The 20,480-nt window shown below is 71.9% G+C and carries 21 protein-coding genes; 7 read left to right on the top strand and 14 right to left on the bottom strand.

The window, feature by feature from the left end:
- Window positions 1–14: 14 nt before the first annotated feature.
- The 4 genes from AC1RSJ_RS01875 to AC1RSJ_RS01860 are packed head-to-tail and all read right to left on the bottom strand — an operon-like array spanning window position 15 to window position 5,480.
- Complete coding sequence (locus AC1RSJ_RS01875) at window positions 15–2,300, bottom strand: beta-xylosidase/alpha-l-arabinosidase (protein WP_493116621.1); 2,286 nt, start codon at window positions 2,298–2,300, stop codon at window positions 15–17.
- Entirely contained in the window at window positions 2,297–3,178 is an 882-nt protein-coding gene (locus AC1RSJ_RS01870) for a carbohydrate ABC transporter permease (protein ID WP_493116620.1), read from the bottom strand. The genes AC1RSJ_RS01875 and AC1RSJ_RS01870 overlap by 4 nt, the downstream gene beginning before the upstream one ends.
- Window positions 3,178–4,182 carry a carbohydrate ABC transporter permease gene (locus tag AC1RSJ_RS01865; RefSeq protein WP_493116619.1) on the bottom strand — a complete coding sequence of 335 codons (1,005 nt, stop codon included), beginning with the start codon at window positions 4,180–4,182 and terminating at the stop codon, window positions 3,178–3,180. Before AC1RSJ_RS01865 ends, AC1RSJ_RS01870 begins: the two co-directional genes overlap by 1 nt.
- Window positions 4,183–4,196: 14 nt before the next feature.
- Window positions 4,197–5,480 (bottom strand): ABC transporter substrate-binding protein, encoded by a 1,284-nt coding sequence (locus AC1RSJ_RS01860; RefSeq protein WP_493116618.1) that lies wholly within the window; start codon window positions 5,478–5,480, stop codon window positions 4,197–4,199.
- Window positions 5,481–5,661: 181 nt separating this feature from the next.
- On the opposite strand from AC1RSJ_RS01860, the gene AC1RSJ_RS01855 reads away from it, so the two are divergent.
- Window positions 5,662–6,663 carry a LacI family DNA-binding transcriptional regulator gene (locus AC1RSJ_RS01855; protein ID WP_493116617.1) on the top strand — a complete coding sequence of 334 codons (1,002 nt, stop codon included), beginning with the start codon at window positions 5,662–5,664 and terminating at the stop codon, window positions 6,661–6,663.
- A 36-nt stretch (window positions 6,664–6,699) separates the two neighbouring features.
- On the opposite strand, the gene AC1RSJ_RS01850 is transcribed toward AC1RSJ_RS01855, so the two are convergent.
- On the bottom strand, window positions 6,700–7,326 hold the full coding sequence (locus tag AC1RSJ_RS01850) for a TetR/AcrR family transcriptional regulator (RefSeq protein WP_493116616.1): 627 nt from the start codon (window positions 7,324–7,326) through the stop codon (window positions 6,700–6,702).
- A gap of 81 nt (window positions 7,327–7,407) precedes the next feature.
- Here AC1RSJ_RS01850 and AC1RSJ_RS01845 point away from each other — a divergent pair, with 81 nt between their 5' ends.
- From AC1RSJ_RS01845 to AC1RSJ_RS01830, 4 genes are all read left to right on the top strand, one after another.
- Window positions 7,408–8,655: an epoxide hydrolase family protein gene (locus AC1RSJ_RS01845; RefSeq protein WP_493116615.1), complete on the top strand. Its 1,248-nt coding sequence runs from the start codon at window positions 7,408–7,410 to the stop codon at window positions 8,653–8,655.
- A gap of 135 nt (window positions 8,656–8,790) precedes the next feature.
- Window positions 8,791–9,036, top strand: coding sequence for a BatC protein (locus AC1RSJ_RS01840; RefSeq protein WP_493116614.1), 246 nt, complete (start codon window positions 8,791–8,793; stop codon window positions 9,034–9,036).
- Window positions 9,037–9,043: 7 nt separating this feature from the next.
- Window positions 9,044–10,288: a cupin domain-containing protein gene (locus tag AC1RSJ_RS01835; RefSeq protein ID WP_493116613.1), complete on the top strand. Its 1,245-nt coding sequence runs from the start codon at window positions 9,044–9,046 to the stop codon at window positions 10,286–10,288.
- Entirely contained in the window at window positions 10,285–11,211 is a 927-nt protein-coding gene (locus tag AC1RSJ_RS01830) for a ferredoxin family protein (RefSeq protein WP_493116612.1), read from the top strand. Before AC1RSJ_RS01835 ends, AC1RSJ_RS01830 begins: the two co-directional genes overlap by 4 nt.
- Here the strand turns inward: AC1RSJ_RS01830 and AC1RSJ_RS01825 are convergent.
- The gene (locus AC1RSJ_RS01825) at window positions 11,208–11,855 is read right to left on the bottom strand and encodes a TetR/AcrR family transcriptional regulator C-terminal domain-containing protein (protein ID WP_493116611.1); all 648 of its coding nucleotides are present in this window, start codon (window positions 11,853–11,855) and stop codon (window positions 11,208–11,210) included. The two genes, AC1RSJ_RS01830 and AC1RSJ_RS01825, sit on opposite strands and share 4 nt — an antisense overlap.
- Before the next feature lie 97 nt (window positions 11,856–11,952).
- Here AC1RSJ_RS01825 and AC1RSJ_RS01820 point away from each other — a divergent pair, with 97 nt between their 5' ends.
- The gene (locus AC1RSJ_RS01820; protein ID WP_493116610.1) at window positions 11,953–13,434 is read left to right on the top strand and encodes an MFS transporter; all 1,482 of its coding nucleotides are present in this window, start codon (window positions 11,953–11,955) and stop codon (window positions 13,432–13,434) included.
- A 148-nt stretch (window positions 13,435–13,582) separates the two neighbouring features.
- On the opposite strand, the gene AC1RSJ_RS01815 is transcribed toward AC1RSJ_RS01820, so the two are convergent.
- From AC1RSJ_RS01815 to AC1RSJ_RS01795, 5 genes are all read right to left on the bottom strand, one after another.
- Window positions 13,583–14,044, bottom strand: a complete 462-nt coding sequence (locus AC1RSJ_RS01815) for a BLUF domain-containing protein (protein ID WP_493116609.1) — start codon at window positions 14,042–14,044, stop codon at window positions 13,583–13,585.
- A complete protein-coding gene (locus tag AC1RSJ_RS01810; protein ID WP_493116608.1) occupies window positions 14,041–14,280 on the bottom strand; it encodes a hypothetical protein in 240 nt (79 codons plus the stop codon). Before AC1RSJ_RS01810 ends, AC1RSJ_RS01815 begins: the two co-directional genes overlap by 4 nt.
- Window positions 14,281–14,299: 19 nt before the next feature.
- A complete protein-coding gene (locus AC1RSJ_RS01805; protein ID WP_493116607.1) occupies window positions 14,300–14,575 on the bottom strand; it encodes a hypothetical protein in 276 nt (91 codons plus the stop codon).
- A 95-nt stretch (window positions 14,576–14,670) separates the two neighbouring features.
- Window positions 14,671–14,901: a hypothetical protein gene (locus tag AC1RSJ_RS01800; RefSeq protein ID WP_493116606.1), complete on the bottom strand. Its 231-nt coding sequence runs from the start codon at window positions 14,899–14,901 to the stop codon at window positions 14,671–14,673.
- 2 nt (window positions 14,902–14,903) lie between these two features.
- Complete coding sequence (locus AC1RSJ_RS01795; RefSeq protein ID WP_493116605.1) at window positions 14,904–15,359, bottom strand: SRPBCC family protein; 456 nt, start codon at window positions 15,357–15,359, stop codon at window positions 14,904–14,906.
- A 256-nt stretch (window positions 15,360–15,615) separates the two neighbouring features.
- Here AC1RSJ_RS01795 and AC1RSJ_RS01790 point away from each other — a divergent pair, with 256 nt between their 5' ends.
- Window positions 15,616–16,563, top strand: coding sequence for an NAD(P)-dependent oxidoreductase (locus AC1RSJ_RS01790; RefSeq protein WP_493116604.1), 948 nt, complete (start codon window positions 15,616–15,618; stop codon window positions 16,561–16,563).
- A 44-nt stretch (window positions 16,564–16,607) separates the two neighbouring features.
- Here the strand turns inward: AC1RSJ_RS01790 and AC1RSJ_RS01785 are convergent, their stop codons facing one another.
- From AC1RSJ_RS01785 to kdpC, 3 genes are read right to left on the bottom strand one after another with little or no spacing between them, the layout of a single operon-like run.
- Window positions 16,608–17,312 carry a response regulator gene (locus AC1RSJ_RS01785; protein WP_493116603.1) on the bottom strand — a complete coding sequence of 235 codons (705 nt, stop codon included), beginning with the start codon at window positions 17,310–17,312 and terminating at the stop codon, window positions 16,608–16,610.
- Complete coding sequence (locus tag AC1RSJ_RS01780; protein ID WP_493116602.1) at window positions 17,309–19,843, bottom strand: sensor histidine kinase; 2,535 nt, start codon at window positions 19,841–19,843, stop codon at window positions 17,309–17,311. The genes AC1RSJ_RS01785 and AC1RSJ_RS01780 overlap by 4 nt, the downstream gene beginning before the upstream one ends.
- A gap of 4 nt (window positions 19,844–19,847) precedes the next feature.
- Window positions 19,848–20,459, bottom strand: a complete 612-nt coding sequence (gene kdpC, locus AC1RSJ_RS01775) for a potassium-transporting ATPase subunit KdpC (RefSeq protein WP_493116601.1) — start codon at window positions 20,457–20,459, stop codon at window positions 19,848–19,850.
- Between the last annotated feature and the right edge of the window lie 21 nt (window positions 20,460–20,480).

Here is a 20,480-nt window from a genome sequence, read left to right as displayed (position 1 = left end):
GGGCGTCGGCGCGCTCAGACGACGGCGACGCGCTCGATCCGCACGTCCACCTGCCGGCGGTCCGCCGACGTCACGACGTGCACGGGACCGGTCACCTCGATCGTCGCTCCGGCTTCTCGCACCTCGCACGACGGGCCGACCCAGAGCTCGACGACGCCCGGCTCCACGATGCGGACGAGGTCCCGGCCGCTGAACGCGAGCCGGGTGGTCGGCACGTCGTAGACCAGCTCCGCCTCCTCCCCGGGCTCGAGCAGCACTCGCCGATAGGCGAGCAGCTGCGCGACCGGACGAGTCACGCTCCCGACGACGTCGTGCGCGTACACCTGCACGAGATCCACGCCGGCACGATCGCCGGTGTTGCGCACGCGGACGCGCACCTCGAAGGCGCCCCCCGCCGGCACCGACTCCGTGGCGACGATGACCGAGCGCTCGAAGGTGGTGTAGGTCAACCCGAACCCGAAGGGCCGGACCGGGGCCGGGTCGAGCGCGCTGACCTCGTTCGGTCCGCTCAGCGGCGGATGCAGGTACGACGCGGGCTGGGCGCCCGACGATCGCGGCAGCGACACGGGCAGGTGCCCGGTCGGTGCGGCCGATCCGGCGAGCACCCGCGCGATGGCCCGTCCGCCCTCCTCACCCGGGAAGAAGGACTGGATCACGGCGGCCGGTGCCTGCGGGCTGTCGAGCGCCCAATCGAGCACGTACGGACGCCCGGTCGTGAGCACGAGGACGACCCGGGTGCCGGTCGCGACCACCGCCTCAACCAGCTGCCGCTGGACACCGGGGAGGTCGAGGGAGTCCACATCGTTCCCCTCGCCGACGGTGCCGCGGCCGAACAGCCCCGCCTGATCGCCGACCACGACGATCGCGACGTCCGCGGAGGCTGCGAGGTCGACCGCCTCCGCGAATCCACTCCGGTCGTCGCCCTCGACATCGCAGCCGAGCGAGAAGTCCACCTGCGATGACGGCAGCTCGGCCCGGACGGCTTCCAGGACGCTCGGGATCTCGAATCCCAGCGGCGTGCCCGGGTGGTGCGCGAGCACGTGGTTCGCGAACGAGTAGCACCCCATGAGCGCCTCCGGACGTGCGGCATTGGGGCCGATCACCGCGATGCGGGCCGCCGCCGCCCCGCCGAGCGGCAGCACGCCGTCGTTCGACAGCAGCACCAGCGACTCCTCCGCGAGCCGGCGCGCGACCTCGCGATGCTCAGCGCGGTCGAGGTCGACCGCCTCGGGCGGGGCGTCGAACGCCGCGTCCAGCAGGCCGAGCTCCTCTTTCTGCGACAGCACGCGCGTGACCGCGCGATCCACCAGCTGGACCGGCGTCGTCGCTGCGGCGAGTCGCTGCAGCAGCGGCCCGGTGAAGGCGTCGCCGGTCGGCAGCTCGACGTCGATCCCGGCTCGGAGCGCCAGATCGGCGGCCTCTCCGTCATCCGCGGCGACGCGGTGCATCAGCGTCAGGAAGGGGACGGCGAAGTAGTCCGAGACGACGACGCCGTCGAACCCCCACCCCTCGCGGAGCAGTCCGGTCAGCCACTCGGCGGTCGCCGCCACGGGCAGGCCGTCGATCTCGGCGTAGGAGTTCATGACCGACCGGGCGCCGCCGTCGCGGACGGCCATCTCGAACGGCGGCAGGAAGACGTCGGCCAGCTCGCGCGGGCCGGCGTGCACCGGCGCGTGATTCCGGCCGGACTGCGAGGCCGAGTAGCCCAGGAAGTGCTTGAGCGTCGCGTGCACTCCAGCCGACTGGAGCCCTCGGACATAGGCCGTGCCGATCGTGCCGACGACGTACGGGTCCTCCGCGATGCACTCGTCGACCCGTCCCCACCGCACGTCGCGGATCACATCGAGCACCGGGGCGAGCCCCTGGTGGATGCCGAGCTCGCGCATCGAGCCGCCGATGAGGGCGGCCATCTCCGCGACGAGGTCGGGGTCGAAGGACGCCCCCCAGGCCAGCGGGGTCGGGAAGGTCGCCGCCGTCCACGCGGCCAGGCCGGTCAGGCACTCCTCGTGCACGATCGCGGGGATGCCGAGTCGCGTCTCGGTGACGAGTCGGCGCTGCTCCTCCCAGAGCCAGCGGGCGCGCTCGACGGGATCGACGGGACGAGTGCCGTAGACCCTCGTCAGGTGGCCGAGGCCGTATCTCGTCGCATCCGTGTACGCCGTGCTGGTCGCCATCTCCCCGGCCATGGGCGCGACGACCTCTCCGCCCTGATCGACCCAGTAGCCGACGAGCTGGGCGACCTTCTCCTCCGGGGTCATCGTGCCGACGAGCGCGAGCACGCGGTCCGACGGGGCGGTCATCCCTTCACCGCGCCAGTGAGCCCGCCGACGATGCGACGCTCGAACACGCTGAAGAACAGCAGCGCCGGCACCATCGAGAGGGCGGTGAAGGCGAGCACGCGCGCGGTGTCGACGGAGTACTGCGACGAGAACTGCTGCACGCCCAGCGGCAGCGTGAAGGTGTCCGGATCGTTGAGGATGAACAGCGGCAGCAGGTAGCCGTTCCAGCTGCCGACGAACGCGAGGATGCCGACGGTGACCACGCCGGGCAGCGCGAGCGGGATCACCATCCGCCAGAAGAAGCCGAGGCGGCTCGTGCCGTCGAGCTCAGCGGCCTCCTGCATCTCCATCGGGATGGCCCGGAGGAACGGCACGAGGATGATCACCGTGGTCGGCAGCGCGAAGGCGATCTGCGGCAGGATCACGCCCGCGAGGGTGTTCGTCAGGCCGAGGGTCTTCACCACGATGTAGAGCGGCGTGATCGCCACGGTCACGGGGAACATGAGTCCGGCGGCGAACAGCGCGTAGAGCGCACCGCGGCCGCGGAACGGATACCGGGCGATCGCGAAGCTGACCATGAGACCGAGCGCGACGACTCCGGTCGTGGTCAGCACGGCCACGATCGCTGAGTTCGCGACCAGCCGCCAGAACACGTCGCCGGTCAGCACGTCGAGATAGTTGCGGCCTTCCCACGGCGACGGGAACCCGGCCGGATCGACGGTGATCTGCGCGTTGGTGCGGAAGCCGCCGAGCACGATGTAGGCGACGGGCGCGAGCATGAGCACGATGACGACGATCGCGAGGGCGTAGACGACGGCGTTCGACCGGCGGCTGTGCGCCAGCGCCGGTCCGCGTCCGCGTCCGCGGAGGGCCGGCGAGGAGATCGCGGTGACGGCCATCAGCGGCCCTTTCCGGTGACGGCGCCCTCGGTGTCCCGGCGCAGCACGAAGCGCTGGTACAGCAGGGCGACCACGAGCGAGACGAGGAAGAGCACCACCGCGACGGCGTTGCCGTAGCCGTAGCTGCCGGCGTTGCGGCCGTTGACGACCAGGTAGGTGGCCATGGTCGACGTGCCCGCGGTCGAGGCGACGTACTGCCCCCACACGATGTAGACGAGGTCGAACAGCTGCAGCGAGCCGATGATCGACAGGAAGGCCCAGATCCGCAGCGTCGGACCCAGCAGCGGCAGCGTGACCCAGCGCTGGATCTGCCAGAACGAGGCGCCGTCGATCGCCGCCGCCTCCGACAGCTCCTCGGGGATGCCCTGGAGACCGGCCAGGAAGAGGATGACCGCGAATCCGACGTACTTCCAGGTGATGATCCCCATCAGCGTCCAGATCGCGCTGCCGGGATCGGCGAGCCAGTCGTGCGTGAGCGAGCCGAGCCCGATCTTCTCCAGCAGGCCGTTGAGCGCTCCCGAGGTCTGCAGGATGAGCGACCAGCCGGTGCCGACCACGACCTCGGAGATGACGTAGGGCACGAAGATCAGCACCCGGATGACCGAGCGCCCGCGCAGGGGCCGGTTCAGCAGCAGCGCGAGCAGCACCGCGACCGGTCCCTGCAGCACGAGCGAGAGCACCACGATGATCGCGTTGTGCTGCAGCGCCTCGAGGAAGCTCTTGTCCTGCACGATCGTGAGGTAGTTCTGCAGCCCGACGAAGTCCGTGGGGATGCCGTAGCCGTTCCACCGGAAGAAGCCGTAGAAGGCGGCCGCTGCGATCGGCAGGATCACGAAGGCGAGGAACACGATCACGGCGGGCACGGTGAGCACGGCGATCTCGGCTCGTCCTCGCCATCGGCTCTGGCGTCGACGCGGCGCCGGGAGCGACGTGGTGACCACGCCGCTCCCGGATGCCGAGCCGGCCGCTGACGTCCTGGCGGACGTCGGTGCGCTCACGCTCATGGTGCTGGTGGACCTCAGCCCTTCTTGGCGGCGTCGGTCGTCGCGGAGACGATCCCGGCCGCGTCGCCCTTGCCGGCGAGCAGATCGACCACGGCGACGTTCATCGCGTTGCCGACGTTCTGGCCGTAGACGGTGTCGAGCCACTGCGACACGTAGGGGGCGTCGTTGTAGGCGGACAGCACGTCCTTCAGGTACGGCTCGGTCACCACGCCCTGGGCCTCGGTGTTGACGGGAGGCGAGTTGAAGGCCTTGTAGTAGGACTCCTGCTGCGGCGCCGTGGCGATGAACTCGAGGAAGTCGACGCACTGCTTCGGCGCCGTGGCGGAGCAGGAGTAGCCGTCGACTCCGCCGAGGATCGATCCCGGCTTGCCGTCACCGCCCGACACCTCCGGGAACGGGAACCAGCCGAGGTCCGGCAGCGGCTTCTCGTCCGGCGTCAGCGACGCGATCACACCCGGATCCCACGCGCCCATGAGCTCCATCGCGGCCTTGTGGTTCGCGAGCAGGCCGGCCGAGCTGCCGGCGCCCTGCTGCGCCGGCGTGGTCAGGAAGCCCTGGTTGAAGGGGTCGGTGTCGGCGAACGACTGGAGGTCCTTGCCCGCCTTCACCCAGCAGCCGTCTGTGAACTCCTTCGACTTCGCCGCCTTCTCGATGACGGTGGGCGAGCACTCACGGAGGGCGAAGTTGTAGTACCAGTGCGCGGCGGGCCAGGCGTCCTTCGCGCCGAGTGCGACCGGCTCGATGCCGGCGCTCTTCAGCTTCGGCACCGCATCGTCGAGCTCGTCCATCGTCGTCGGCGTCGACGAGATGCCGGCCTGCTCGAACAGGTCCTTGCTGTACCAGATGCCGCTCGGCAGCACGGAGAGCGGCATGGCGTAGATCTTGCCGTCGATGGAATCGGCGCCGAACGACGCCTCCGGGATGGCCTTCTTGGTCGCCGCCGAGAGGTCGCCGGTGATGTCCTTGAGCTGACCCGCGGCCTGCATCGCCGCCATCTTGCCGCCGCCGCGCTGCAGGAAGATGTCGGGCGCGTCACCCGAGTTCATGGCGGTCTGCAGCTTGCCGTCGAAGTCCTCGTTCTGGACGGTCTGCACCTTGATGGCGACGTCCGGGTTCTTCTTCTCGAACTCGGCGGCCGCATCCTTCCAGAACTGCAGGCCGGGACCGGTGGTCGAGTTCTGCCAGAGGGTCATGGTGACCTTGCCTCCGTCGTCACCCGATCCGGAGCTGCAGCCGGCCAGGGCCGTGACGCCGGCGATCGCGGCGACCGCAGCCACCAGCAGGGGTCGTGATCTCACAGTTGCACCCGTTCTCTTCATTGAGGCACCGCGCCGCGGTGGGGCTCGTGGTGTTCCGCTCCGGCTGTGACGGGCGGCGTCCGTCGAGTCCGGACACCATGAGGGTGACTTCGGCGTCGGAAAGTGTCAAACGTTTTCCATAACGTTTTCGAAGGGGCCGCTCCGGGTCTACATTCCCCTCATGACCCGACGCGCGACCATCGCCGACGTGGCCGCGGCAGCCGGCGTCTCGATGGCGACCGTGTCGAAGGCGGTCAACGGGAGGTACGGCGTCCGGAGCGACACGCAGGCGCGCATCCTGCGCATCGCCGAGGAGCTCGGCTATCAGTCGAGCCTCGTCGCGAGCAGCATGCGCTCGACACGGGCACCGGCGATCGGGGTCCTCGTCGCGGCCTTCGAGCCGTTCAGCGCCGAGATCCTCAAGGGCGTGGGCGCCGGACTGCGCAACAGCGGGTTCGAGCTGCTCGCCTACAGCCCGTCGGATCGCTCGGACCGAGCAGGTTGGGAGCAGCGGTCCCTGTCGCGGCTCTCCGGCAGCCTCATCGGCGGGGCGATCCTGGTGACGCCGACGGTCGTCGACGCACGGACGGAGGTCCCGGTCGTCGCGATCGACCCGCACTCGGGTCCGGCCGGCGTTCCGACCGTCGAGTCCGACAGCTTCGGCGGCGCACGAGTCGCGACGAGCCACCTCATCGAACTGGGTCACCGCCGCATCGCCTTCGTCGCGGGACGCCCCGACCTCCGCTCATCGCAGCTCCGCGAGGCGGGCTACCGGCGCGCCCTCGAGGACGCGGGGCTGCGCTACGACCCGGACCTGGTCCGCGTCGGCGAGTACGAACTCGAGTCGTCCCGGCGACCCGCCTCGGTGCTGCTCGATCTGCCGGACCGGCCGACCGCCGTGTTCGCCGCCAACGATCTCTCCGCGATCACCACCATCGAGGTCGCGCGCGCCCACGGCCTCCGCGTGCCCGATGACCTGTCGGTCATCGGCTTCGACGACATCCCGGAGGCCGCCCGTCGATCGCCGGGACTGACGACGATCCGCCAGTCCATGATCACCATGGGCGCACGGGCGGCGGAGCTCCTGCTCGATCTGCTCGCCGGCCGGGAACCGCCGGAGACCCGGATCACCCTGCCGACGCGGCTCGTCCTCCGGGGCACGACGGCACCGCTCGACCGCTGACCCGCACGAGCGTCCTGACGGCGGCCCGGCGTACTCTCAGCTCTCCGCGCCTGAGGCCTCGACCGTGCACGCGAGTTCCGCCGCGCGCGCGACGGGGACTCCCAGCAGAAGCAGGCTGGTGACTGCGGCCGCGCGGACGCCGTCACGGTCGCCGAGTCCTGCGCCGTCCGCGATCGAGAACACGGCGCTGTAGGCGAGCTGGCTCAGAACCCCGGCGGCGAGGTGGTCCCCGAACGCGCCGGCACGCTGGCCGCGTCGCACCAGGTCGGCGAGCGCGGTGTCGGCGGGCTCGAGCGCGGCGTGGATCTCATCGCCGTACTCACCGCGTCGCAGCGCCAGAAGCACCCGGTAGCGGCGGGTCAGCGGCCAGACGCGGGCGACGAACCGCGCCCAGGCCTCGTCAGCGGCTCGGTGCGGGGCGTCGAGCCCTCCCACGATGTCGGAGATCTCGCCGGCGGCCCGCCGGGTGATCGCGCGCACCAGGTCGGCCCGCGCCGGGAAATGGCCGTAGACCGTGCGTCGCACCACACCGGCAGCGGACGCGACCTCGCCCATCCCCGCGTCGGCGTCCTCGCCGAGCACGCGCATGGCCACATCGAGGATGCGTTCGCGTGTCTCCTGCATCGCCCGATGCCGGGCGCTGTCAGCTGCCATGACGTACATCGTTGCACATGCGTGTGCAACCATGTACGCTCGCCTTCGTTGCACAGTCATGTGCAACGAAATGAACTGGAGGAGGTAGCCGTGACCGCGTCATCCGAGGCCGTCCGACCGTTCCGCATCGAGGTCGCCGAGGAGGAGATCGTCGAGCTGCGCCGGCGGCTCTCCGCCACGCGGTGGCCGGATCCCGAGACCGTGCCGGACTGGTCGCAGGGGGTACGCCTCGACGCGGCGCGGGACCTGGTCGACACCTGGCAGCACCGGTACGACTGGCGCCGATTCGAGACCCGCGTCAACCGCTACCCGCAGTTCCTGACCGAGATCGACGGGCTCGACATCCACTTCCTGCACGTCCGGTCGGAGAACCCCGGAGCGCTGCCGATCCTGCTGACCCACGGCTGGCCGGGATCGTTCATCGACTTCCTCCGGATGATCGACCCGCTGACCGACCCGGCCGCCCACGGCGGCGACCCGGCCGACTCCTTCGACGTCGTGATCCCGTCGCTGCCCGGCTTCGCGTTCTCGGGCAAGCCGACCAGCACCGGGTGGGACGTGTCGCGGATCGCAGCCGCCTGGACCTCGCTCATGCACCGACTCGGCTACCGGCGCTGGGCTGCCCATGGCGGCGACTGGGGCTCGGTCGTCACCACTGAGCTCGGCGCGCAGCGCGCACCCGGCCTCATCGGCATCCACCTCAACACCCAGTACGCCGTGCCGGCGGACCTCCCCGAGTCCCCGACGCGCGAGGAGCGGCGTGCGCTCGACAGCCTCGCGCTCTACGCCGGCGGGCTCGGCGGCGCGAACCATATCCAGGGCACCAGACCCGAGACCCTCGGCTTCGCCCTCGCCGACTCGCCGGCCGGCCACGCCGCCTGGATCTACGACAAGTACCAGTCCAAGACCGACAACGCGGGCGTCGCAGAGCAGGCGATCGACCGGGACACGATCCTCGACCAGATCTCCCTCGCCTGGTTCACCGACAGCTCGGCGTCGTCCGCCCGCATCTACTGGGAGAACGCCACGACCACGATGTCCGGGCCACGGCTGGAGATCCCCGTCGCGGCGACCGTGTTCCCGAAGGACATCCCACGGCTGCCCCGTCACTGGATCGAGGCCGCGTATCCGGACCTCATCCACTACGCCGAGGTCGAGCGCGGCGGCCATTTCGCCGCCCTCGAGCAGCCCGAGGCCCTGGTCGGGGAGCTCCGCGTCGGTCTCCGCTCGCTCCGGGACGGCCGTCCGAGCCGCGCGGGCGCGTCAGCCGATCACGGTCGCGTGCGGGTCGCCGAGACCTCGAGCGAACCCGAGGACGACAGCGGCCGACAGCACTGACCGGCGATCCGGCGGGCGACCTGACCACGCTCGAAGCCGCCCGATGGGAGCTGGCGGTGAGCGCGCCGCGTCGCCGGTGCCAGGTCGTAGCGTGAGCGGAGGCGCTGCATCGACGCAGGCGCGGACGGAGGAGCCATGGGCATCAACGACGACGACATCACGAGCACCGACTCGGGCGCGGGCGAGGGCCCGGCCGACGGCGGCGCGAACCCGAACGGCCACGACGGCGGCGCGGACGGCTCGGCGGGCGAAGGCACCGCCGACGGCGGCGCGAACCCCGACGGCCACGACGGCGGCGCCGACGGCTCGGCGGGCGAAGGCACCGCCGACGGCGGCGCGAACCCCGACGGCCACGACGGCGGCGCCGACGGCTCCGCCTGACCGCGGCGTGACCGACGACATCGGTGCAGCGCAGAGCGGGCCGGGCGACCGGCCCGCTCTGTCGCGCTGCATCGGCATCCCGACCGACGAGTTCGCCGCGGACTACTGGGGCCGGCGGGCGCTGCTCTCCCCCGCGATCGACCCCGTCGGCTTCGCCGACCTGTTCTCGCTCGACGCGGTCGACGAGCTGGTGTCGGAGCGCGGTCTCCGCACGCCGTTCATCCGGATGGCGAAGGAGGGCGCGGTGCTCTCGTCCGGATCGTTCACGGGGTCGGGCGGGTTCGGCGCGGAAGTGGCGGACCAGGTGTCCTCCGAGAAGGTGCTCGCGCAGTTCGCCGACGGCGCGACGATCGTGCTGCAGGGCCTGCATCGGATGTGGCCGCCGCTCCAGCGCTTCACCAGACAGCTGGTCGACGAGCTCGGCCACCCGGCGCAGGTCAACGCCTACGTGACGCCCGGCTCGAACCGCGGCTTCGACCCGCACTACGACGTGCACGACGTGTTCGTGCTGCAGATCGCGGGACGCAAGCGCTGGGTCATCCACGAGCCGGTGCACCGGGATCCCCTGCCCGATGAGCCGTGGAGCGGGCACGCCGACGCCGTGGCGGCCCGCGCGCTCGAGGAGCCGCTCATCGACACCGTGCTCGAGCCCGGCGACGCGCTCTACCTCCCTCGCGGGTTCATCCACTCCGCGACGGCGCTCGGCGGCACCACCGTGCACCTCACGATCGGCACACCCGCCTTCACCGGGACGGATCTCGCGCGCGAGCTCGTCGCTCGTGCCGTCCGCGCGCCGGCCGTGCGCGGATCGCTGCCGCTCGGCGTCGACGTGGGCGACCCCGAGGCGATCGCCGAGCAGGTCCGCGCCGCGGCGGAGGCCGTCATCGCCGAGCTCGGCCGACCGGACGGACCGGCCGCCGTCGCCGCCGCCCTCGGCAGACGATTCGGACGGATCACGCGCCCGGAGCCCGTCCGTCCGCTCGCGGCCGTGGAGCTCGCGGACTCGCTCCAGCCGACGAGCGCCGTCCGATGGCGCGCCGGCCTGCACTCCCGCATCGAGCGCGACCGCGACCGCATCGCCATCGCGCTCGACGGGCGGACGATCCGCCTTCCGTCCGCCGCGGACGACGCCGTCCGAGCGCTGGCGTCCGGCACCGCCGTGACGCCGCAGTCGCTGCCCGGGCTCGACGTCGACGACGCGATCGTCGTCGTCCGGCGGCTGCTGCGCGAGGGGGTGCTCGTCCCGGCGTGACGTCGCTCGATCCCCACCTCTCGCACGCGGACGGCGGGCCGCGCTGCAGCACCGCGTCGTCGCTCGTCGGCGAGAGCGTCGCCGCCACTGCCTCCCTCGGCCGCCGCTGGCTGCTCGTGGAGATCGCCGGCGCCTGGGGATGGAGCGCGTTCCTCGACTCCCCCGTCATCGACCGCGCGCTCGCCCGGCGGATCGTCGCCCGTGCGGAGGCCGCCGGCATGCGGATCGCCGCGATCCGGCGGCCCGGTCGCGACCGCGGCACCGCGCGCTGGCGGTGGATGATCGTCGACACGGTGCCCGGCGAGGAGGCCATCCACCGCGGGGAGTGCGCCGCTCCGGAGGAGCTGCTCGAGCTGCCGCTCGACGGGTCGACGGGCGTGCGCGACGACGCGCCCGTGTTCGCCGTCTGCGCGAACGGACGGCACGACGAGTGCTGCGCCGTCCGCGGCCGTCGAGTCGCCGCGGAGCTGGCGGAGTGGTACCCCGAGCAGACGTGGGAGTGCTCGCACATCGGCGGCGACCGCTTCGCCGCGACGATGCTGCTCTTTCCGCACGGCCTCAACTACGGCCGCGCCGACCACCACGACGCGCCCGCGATCGCGGCTCGCTACCTCGACGGCCGCATCGCGCTCGAGGGCTTCCGCGGGCGCACGAGCCAGGAGCGGCCGGTCCAGGCCGCGGACTGGGCCGCACGGACGCAGCTCGGCGACGACCGGATCGACGCCTTCCGCCCGATCTCCGTCCGTCAGCACGACGGCGGGTGGACGGTCGAGCTGGCCGACGGTGCCAGCGTCGTCAGCGTCGAGGTCGTGCCGTCGACCGGACCGGAGCTCGTCACGACCTGCACGGCGACGGCGGAAGTGCCCGTGCTGCATTTCGCGGCGATCGATCTCGGGATCCGGCCCGGCATCCCGGCCGATTAGTGCGGAGGTCGACGGACGGCATCCGGGCCGCCAGAACGCACTCGGTCCGTGCGCGGCGATCCGATCAGCAGCCTGAGCCCATCCGCGAAGAGCTCATCGGCGCCATGGCTGCCGAAATAGGACGTCACCCCGGCCGCGACCAGGGGGAACCGCTGTCGGAACTCCTCCTGGAGCTCAGCGGACGGCGGAGTGTCGCCCTGCTCCGCGAACGCGTGACCGAGGGTGAACCGGGTGGCCGCCAGCACCAGCAGCCAGGCGCGCTGCGGCTCCTCGCCGGCCTCGACGAGGCGCCGGATCGCGGTCTCCGTGAACTCGGCTCGGAGCAGCGAGTCGTGCGCCCCTGAGACGATGCGTGCGCCGTCGCGATGCCGGAGCATCGCGCGGCGCAGCGCATCGAGACTGCGCAGCAGCCAGTCCCGCCAGGATGCGACCCCGTCGAAGGATCCGAGGGCGGTCAGCGCCTCCGCCATGATCGCGTCGGACAGCGCGTCGACCAGAGCCGCCTTGTTGGCGACGTGCCAGTAGAGCGTGGGCGCCTGGACGCCGAGCCGCGTCGCCAGGGCCCTGAGGCTCAGTCCGTCGAGCCCGTGTTCGTCGGTGAGGCGCAGCGCCTCCGCGAGCACCTGCTCTCGATCCAGTGCCACGGCACTCCTCCCGCCTTCCTGCGAGCAACGGCTTGCGCTGCCACTCTAACAGTGTTAGACATGCGATGTCTCTAACACCGTAAGAGAGGGGTCGGCGATGTCCGACACGACCACCACCACCCGCCGCACGCCGGCGACGCTCCGCGAGGCCTGGGTCGCGCTCACCGGCCTCTCGGCCGTCTTCCTGTTCGAGATGCTCGACAACTCGATCCTCAACGTCGCCCTCCCGACCATCGGCCGCGAGGTGCGGGCCTCCGCGACGGAGCTGCAATGGGTCACCGGCGCCTACTCCGTCGTCTTCGGCGGGCTCATGCTGCTGTTCGGCGCCATCGCCGACCGGTTCGGGCGCCGCCGCGTGATGACCGTGGGGCTCGTGCTCCTGGGCGTCGCCTCGCTGGCGACCGCGTTCGTCACCACCCCGGGCGAGCTGATCGCCGTCCGCGGCGCGATGGGCGTCGCCGCGGCGATGACCACGCCGGGCTCGATCGCACTCGCGTTCCGCCTCTTCGGCGACGAGAGCCTGCGCGTCCGCGCCATCAGCCTCATCTCCATGGTCGGCATCGTCGGGCTCGCCATCGGCCCGACCGCCGGCGGCCTCGTGCTCGCCGTCGCTCCGTGGCAGGTGCTGCTGCTCGTCAACGTGCCGGTGTCGGCGCTCGCGCTGCTGGGAATCCGCAAGGGCATCCCGGCCGACGACCCGGCCGAGCTGCACCGCGATCCGCTCGACATCGTCGGCGCACTCGTCGGCACGATCACCATCGTGGTCGCGCTCGTGACCCCGACCCTCTTCGTCGACCTCGGCGTCGGCTCGGCCTGGTCGTGGACGGCGGTCGCGGCGGCGATCGCCGGCGGCGTCGCGTTCGTGCTCCGCGAGCGCTCGGCGCGGCATCCGCTGCTCGACCTCGCCCTCATCGCGCGCCCGCTCGTGTCGAGCGGCCTCGCCTACAAGGCCGCCACCGGCATCGTCATGGCCGGGATGAGCTACCTCATCACGCTCCAGCTGCAGCTCGACTACGGATGGCCGCCCGCCCTCGCCGCCGTCGGGATGCTGCCGCAGGTGGTCGTCCTGATCGCGTTGAGCCCGTTCGTCGACCGCATCGTCACCCGGCTCGGGTTCGACACCACCGCCTGGCTCAGCGCCGGCTCGGTGGTCGCGGGCTTCGTCGTCTACGGCGCCCTGAATCGCGAGGGCTACGCGTGGATCGCCGTCGCGCTCGTGCTGGTCGCCGCCGGCATCCGTGTGAACGGCGTCGTCGCGGGCAACAACGTGCTGCGCGGCCTGCCGCAGAACCGCACCTCGATCGGCGCCGCGCTCGTCGACACCTCCCAGGAGGTCGCCACCGGGGTCGGGATCGCGGTCACGGGCACCGTGCTCGCAGCCCTGTTCACCGGCGTGCTCGCCGCCGGGAACTGGACCGCACAGCAGGCCTCCGAGTTCCACGACGCGGTCACCATCGCGTCGCTCAGCCTGTCCGCCGCCGCCGCCGCACTCGTCATCTGGGGCTTCGTGCGCACGCGCGGCGCGGCGGAGCCGCACGACGCGGACGGCGCGACACCCGAGACCCCCGACGCCGCCTGAGGCGTCGTCAGCGAGATGCGTCCGACGCGTCCGGCGACGCCCCCGAGCCGGAGGTCGATCGTCGAACCGCTCGGCGCTTCGACACCCGTATCGACGGCGGATCGTGAACTTGCCGGCACGGTTCGGTCGCGCCGGATCCCGCGACCCGTCAGACTCGCGGCACCGCGGTGGCGCCGGCTCGCACCCGGAACCAGAGGCTCAGCTCCCGAGCCGCCCTCGCGGTCGCCGTCAGGTCGTCGCGCTGATCGAGATCGTCGAAGGTGTCGCGATATCCCTCCGGGGCCGGACCCGTCGACGGCTCGATCGGCTCGTAGCCCATCGACCACTCCGCGAATCGCCGACGGTCGATCCGCTCGTCGAGCATCACCCGCACGTCGGAATGTCTGGGATCGCGGCGGATCCTCTCCAGCACCGCCTCCACGGCATCAGGGGCCCCCTCGAGCACCTGCACGAATCGACTGGCACGGTAGAGCAGCATCCCCGTGATCGCCGCTCGCTCGTTCGCGTCCCGACTCTGAGCGAGCAGGGGCGCCAACTGGCTCTCATCGAAGCGGGTACTGGCGCGACTCGTGTACAGCACCGTCAGGAGCAGCGGTTCCTCGAGGTTCACGATCTGCCTTCCGCCACTCGGACTTCGTGATGACGAACCTCCACCGCGTGCGCCGCCGAGTCGAGGTCCGGGAACAGACCGATCTCGTGGGACCGTCCGTCGTACGCTCCGAACCCGCCATCGAGGTGACGGTCCACGTAGCCGAGGAACTCGCCCGACCGACTGCCGACCTGGAAATCCGGCGCGACCCGGGACCACACGATCCCGTCCGGATCCGTTCGGACCGAGTCGCTCATCGATCCGCTCCGCGGACGGTCAACTGATCGCGCCCCGCCGCAACGCGACGATCGACGCCTGGACCCCTTCGACGAAGCGCTCAGGAGCCGGATCCGGACGCGCATCCTCCACTTGGACCGCGAGCAGCTCGCTCGCCGGTCCGAGAAGGAGCTCCGCCTCCGAACCCTCGGGCGTGGGCACCCGGATCGTCGCCGCCCGCTCGGCGTTGGCCAGCTCGCGCGCGTACTCCAGCAGGGCTGCCGCGATCGCGTCGCCCGTCAGGAACGAGCCTCCGGTATAGCTCACCTGTCGCATGAGTTCACCATCGCCGGGATGGCGGAGACAGGATGTGCGACCCGCACTGACTTGGAGGTGGTCCCCAGCAACACCGCCACGAGCACCTGCTCGGCTCAGGCGATCTCGCCGGCGGCGATGGCGTCCGCGTACTTGCGCAGATCCGGACCGGGCTCGAAGTCGATGAACCGGTCCTTCAGGCGCGCGTTCAGCTCCGCGAACGCCTCATCCGACGAGATGCCGTCGCGGCCCGTCAGCTCACTCACCGCGTCGCGCAGGACCGCGTCGGCATCCGCGATGATCTTCGCGCGCGCCTCGTCGTTCCAGCGCACCTCGTCGATCCTCATGGTCAGGCCTGCACGTCGCCGCGCCAGGACCCGTCGGCGGAGCCCTTCGCCTCGATGTAGTCCTTGAACTTCCCGAGCTCCGACTTCACTGCGTGGTCGTCGACGCCCACCGCGGCGCCGAGCTTCTCGACGAGGCCCTGCGGGTCCCAGTCGATCTGCGCCGCGACGCGGGTCTTCGTGTCGTCGAGCTTGTGGAAGGTGACGACCCCGGCGTGATCGACCTGGCCGCCGGTGGAGGTCCAGGCGACCCGCTCGTCCGGGTGCTGCTCGGTGATCTCGGTCGCGAACTCGCGCACCTGCCCGCCGACCCGCACCTTCCACGTCGTGTGGGTGTCGGTGTCCTGATGGAGCGACTCGATGCGGTCGAGGATCTTCGGGAACTCCTCGAACTGGGTCCACTGGTTGTAGACGGCGCTCAGCGGGGCGTCGATGTCGATGGTCTCGATGATCTGTGTCATGCGAGCGACGGTACGCAGGTGCGCTCCCGCCGGAGGAGGCTGCCGGGTGGTGCCCAGGCGCGCGCGGTGCGGGCCGGGTGCTGCGTGTGAACCGCGTCCGGCAGGGCGCGAGGCGCCTACGGTCGGCCCACCACGAAGGGATCGGGATGACCAGGATGCGCGCGTCCGTGCACGGCGCCGCCGCCGGCGTGCTCGCCACGCTGCCGAGGAGCGTCGTGCTCGGGGCCGCGCTCGCCTCGCTCCGCCGGCGCCGGACATGACCCGCTCCCCCGCCGCGGACGGGCCGGACGTGCTCGTGGTCGGCGCCGGACGCATGGGGCTGCCGATCGCGCAGCGGCTGCGCGACGCGGGATGGCGGGTCCGGGTGCTCGAGACGGCATCCGATCGGCGCGAGGCGTCGCGCGACGCCGGGCTCGATGCCGCCGCCGATCTCGCGGAGGTCGGTCCGCTCCCGTCGAGGACCGTCATCGTGACCGTGCTGCCAGGATCCCGCGAGGTCGAGAGGGCGCTGGCGGGCACGGGCGGTCTGCTCGAGCAGCTGTCTGGCGACGGGCTCTGGCTCGATCTCAGCAGCGGGGATCCCGCCATCCTCGACCGTCTCGCCGACGGGGCGGAGCGCCTCGGCGTCGCCGTGGTCGCGGCGCCGATGCGCGGCGGCCCGGACGATGCCGCGGCCGGAACGCTCGGCTTCTACCTGGGCGGCGCCGACGGCGCGGTCGAGCGTGCGCGTCCGCTCCTCCTCGCACTGGGAGCAGCTGACGACCTCCGGCCCGTGGCCGTGGATCCGGCGGGGGCGCTGACCGCCAAGCTCATCGCGAACGGCCTCTGGTTCACGCAGGTCGTCGCCGTCGCCGAGGCCTTCGAGCTCGCGCGGGCCTCGGGCCTCGACCGAGAGGCGATGCGGCAGCTGCTGGTCTGGGGTCCGGCGGACAGCCGCTTCCTGCGGGAGTACGCGCCGCGGCTGCTGGCCGGCGACTACCTCGACTCGTTCGGGATCGACGGCGTCGCCGCCGAGCTGCAGACCCTGATCCGCGTGACGCGTGCTGCGGGACTGGTGTCGCCGATCCTGGATGCGACCGCCGACGTGCACGACCGAACCCTCGAGCGCTACGGCCCAGGCGGCGGCGAGATGCTCTCCGCGCGCTGGATCACCGAGCAGCGTGCCGAGGATGCCGAGCCGATCCTGAGCCCCCGACCCCGGTGACCGGGTGCATCGTCGAGGGGGTGCCCGCGCGGAGCGCCTCTCCGCTAGGGCTCGTCGGCCGGATCGAGCACGATCCGGTACCCCATCCCCGCCTCCGTGAGCAGGTGCTCGGGGGCGGTCGGGTCCTGCTCGAGCTTGCGGCGAAGCTGCGACATGTAGAGGCGGAGATACCCGGTGTCCCGGGTGTGCGCCTGGCCCCAGATGGTGCTGAGGATCGTCTGCCGGGTGACGAGCGAGCCGGGGTTGCGGATGAGCAGCTCGAGGAACTGCCACTCGGTCGGCGTCAGCCGCACCACGCGCGTCTCCCCGGCGATCCGCCGGGTCACGCTGCGTGAGGAGAGGTCGACCGTCACGTCGCCGAACGTGACCGCGGGGACGGACTCGGCGTGCGGGACGCGGCGGGTGAGCGCGCGGACCCGGGCGAGGAGCTCGTCGATCGAGAACGGCTTGGTGACGTAGTCGTCCGCCCCGGCGTCGAGCGCCTCCACCTTGTCCGCGGCGCCGGTGCGGCCGGAGACGACGAGGATCGGCACCTGCGACCAGCCGCGGATGGCCTGGATGACCTCGACGCCGTCGAGCTTCGGCATTCCGAGGTCGAGCATCACGAGGTCCGGCAGGTGGTCCACGGCAGCTGAGATCGCCTCCGCGCCGTTCCCCGCGGTGACGATGTCATAGCCGCGGGCGCCGAGCGTGATGCGGAGCGCACGCAGGATCTGCGGGTCGTCATCGGCGATGAGGATGCTCGTCATGTCTCCGCCTCGGCACCCGCGCCCGCGCCGGCCGGAGCGACCGCCGGCAGCGAGACCACCATCGTCAGGCCGCCTCCCGGGGTGTCCTCGGGGGTGAGCGTGCCGCCCATCCCCTCGACGAAGCCCTTCGACAGCGCGAGGCCGAGACCGAGGCCGGTGCTGTTGTCGGTGTCGCCGAGCCGCTGGAAGGGCACGAACACATCATCGCGCCGCTCGGCCGGGATGCCGGGACCGTGGTCGACGACGCGGATCTCGACGGCGCCCCCGAAGCCGCTGGTCGTGAGGCGGACCGGCCGGTCGGGCGGCGAGTGCCGGACGGCGTTGACGAGCAGGTTGACGATCACGCGCTGCAGCAGCACGGGGTCGGCGCGGACGCCCGGGACCTCCGGATCGAGGTCGACCTCGACCTGGCCGGGACCGAGATCGAGCTCGTCGAGCGCCGGGGCGATCGCGTCCGCCGGGTCGATGTCGCCAGCGGAGACGGCCAGGACGCCGGCCTGGAGCCGGCTCACGTCGAGCAGGTCGGTGACGAGCGCCGCGAGCGTGCCGAGGCTCTCGTCGGCGGTGAGCAGCAGCTCCTCGCGATCGCCGCCGTCGAGCGCGTCGCCGGCCGCGCGGAGTCCGCTGACGGCGGCGATCGCGGCCGCGAGCGGACGACGGAGGTCGTGGCTCAGCGCCGACAGCAGGGCGCTCCGGACCCGGTCGGTCGCGGCGAGGGGCGCCACCTCGCTCGCGACCTCCGCGAGGTCGCGGTGGTCGATGACGGCCTGCAGCTGGGCCGCGATCACCGCGAGCAGCCGGCGCTCGGAGGCGGCGAGATCCCTGCCGTAGAGCTCGAGCCGAGCGCGGTCGCCGACCGTGACGGTGGCCGGCGTGCGGGCGGGCTCGATCTCCCCGCTGCTCGCCACGACGCCGTCGTCGACGTGCCCGCCGTGGTCCGCGTCGTCGACGACCCGCGCGCCGTCGAGCCGGAACGCCTCGCGCGTGCGGTCGACGAGCGCCTGCAGCGCATCCTGCCCCCGCAGCACGTTGCCCGCGATCGTCTGCAGCATCTCCGACTCGGCGGCGGACCGCCGGGCGGCACGGCTCTCGCGCGCGGCGCGGTCGACGATGACGCTGACGAGGATCGCGATGACGACGTAGAGCACGATCGCGAGAAGGTGGGTCGGCCGCGCGATGGTGATGGTGTTGTAGGGCTCGACGAAGAGGAAGTCGAGCGTGACGCCGGAGAGCACGGCGGCCATGAGCGCGGGCCAGATGCCGCCGGTGAGCGCCACGACGACGACGAGCAGCTGGTAGCTGAGCACATCGCTCGTGATCGAGTCCGGCGACCGGAAGGTCAGCAGCAGCAGGGTGAGCAGCGGTCCGCCGAGCAGCGCGAGCACGAAGCCCGCGATCCGCCGCCGCAGGGTCAGCGCGCCGCCGAGCGGCGGGAGCGTGAACCGGCCGCCGGCCGCGCCGTGGTTGACGATGTGCACGTCGATGTTGCCGGCCTCGCGGATGACGGTGGCGCCGATGCCGGGTCCGGTGAGCAGGGCGGCGAGACGGCTGCGGCGGCTGACGCCGATGACGAGCTGGGTGGCGTTGACCGAGCGGGCGAAGTCCACGAGCGCACGCGGGATGTCCGCGCCGACGACCTGGTGGAAGGTGCCGCCGAGCTTCTCGACCAGGTCGAGCTGCTGGGCGAGCGCCGCCGGGTTCGGCCCGCTGAGCCCGTCCTGGCTGCTGACGTGGACCGCGAGGAGCTCCCCGCCGCCGGACCGGGCCGCGATCCGCGCGCCGCGACGGAGCAGCGTCTCGCCCTCAGGCCCTCCGGTGAGCGAGACGACGACGCGCTCGCGCGCCTCCCAGGTCGCGTCGATGCCGTGCTCGTCGCGATAGGTCTTCAGCGCCTGGTCGACCTCATCCGCCAGCCACAGCAGCGCGAGCTCGCGCAGCGCGGTGAGGTTGCCGAGCCGGAAGTAGTTCGACAGCGCCGCATCGACGCGCTCCGCCGGATAGACGAAGCCGCCCGACAGCCGGTCTCGGAGGGCCTGGGGGGCGAGGTCGACGACCTCGATCTGGTCGGCGCTGCGCAGCACCTCGTCGGGCACGGTCTCCCGCTGGGGGACCCCGGTGATCTGCTCCACCACGTCGTTGAGCGACTCGATGTGCTGGATGTTGACGGTCGTGATGACGGAGATGCCGGCGTCGAGCAGCTCCTCGACGTCCTGCCAGCGCTTGTCGTGCCGAGACCCCGGCGCGTTCGTGTGGGCGTACTCGTCGACGAGGGCGAGGTCCGGATGCCGTGCCAGCACCGCGTCGACGTCCATCTCGTCGAGCTCGACGCCGCGGTGCTCGATGCGTCGACGCTCGACCACCTCGAGTCCCTCGGCCACGCGGGCAGTCGCCGCCCGGCCGTGGGTCTCGAGCACGGCGACGACCACGTCCTTCGACTCGTCGCGGAGGCGCCGGCCCTCCTCCAGCATCGTGTAGGTCTTGCCGACGCCGGGGGCGGCGCCGAGCAGGATGCGCAGCCGCCCCCGGATCATGTGCTCAGTCCGCCAGCGCGTCGAGCGCGGCGTTGACCTGGAGGACGTTCACTGTCGGCTCGCCGAGATAGCCCGCGTCACGCCCCCGGCTGTACCGCGCGATGACCTTCTCGACCTCGTCGGCGGAGATGCCGCGCGCGTCGGCGATGCGGTCCACCTGGATGGCCGCGTACTCGGGGCTGATCTGCGGGTCGAGCCCGGATGCGGAGGCGGTGACGGCGTCGACGGGCACCTGGTCCTCACTCACGCCGTCGAACTCGGCGACCTGCTGCTTCCGCTCGGCGATGGCCTTGATCAGGTCGGCGTTCTCCGGGCCGTGATTCGAGCCGGAGGACGCGCCGCCATCGTAGCCATCGCCGGCCGCCGAGGGTCGAGGCTGCAGGTACTCGGGCAGCGGATCACCGTCCTTCGTGCTGAACGACTGGCCGATCAGCGACGAGCCGACGGTCTTCCCGTTCTGCCGGATGAGCGACCCGTTCGCCTGGGCGGGCAGGATCAGCTGGCCGACACCGGTGATCACGAGCGTGTAGACGATGCCGAGCACGACGGTCAGCAGCGCCATCGCGCGGACGGCGACCCACACGGTGCGTCCGGTGGATCGGGTGGAGGCGTTCATGTTCTCTCTCTCGTTCTTCGG

This window comes from Schumannella sp. GW821-FHT10F01 (assembly GCF_058809295.1).
The sequence above is the reverse complement of the archived record's forward strand: the minus strand, read 5'-3'. Positions and strand labels throughout refer to the sequence as shown.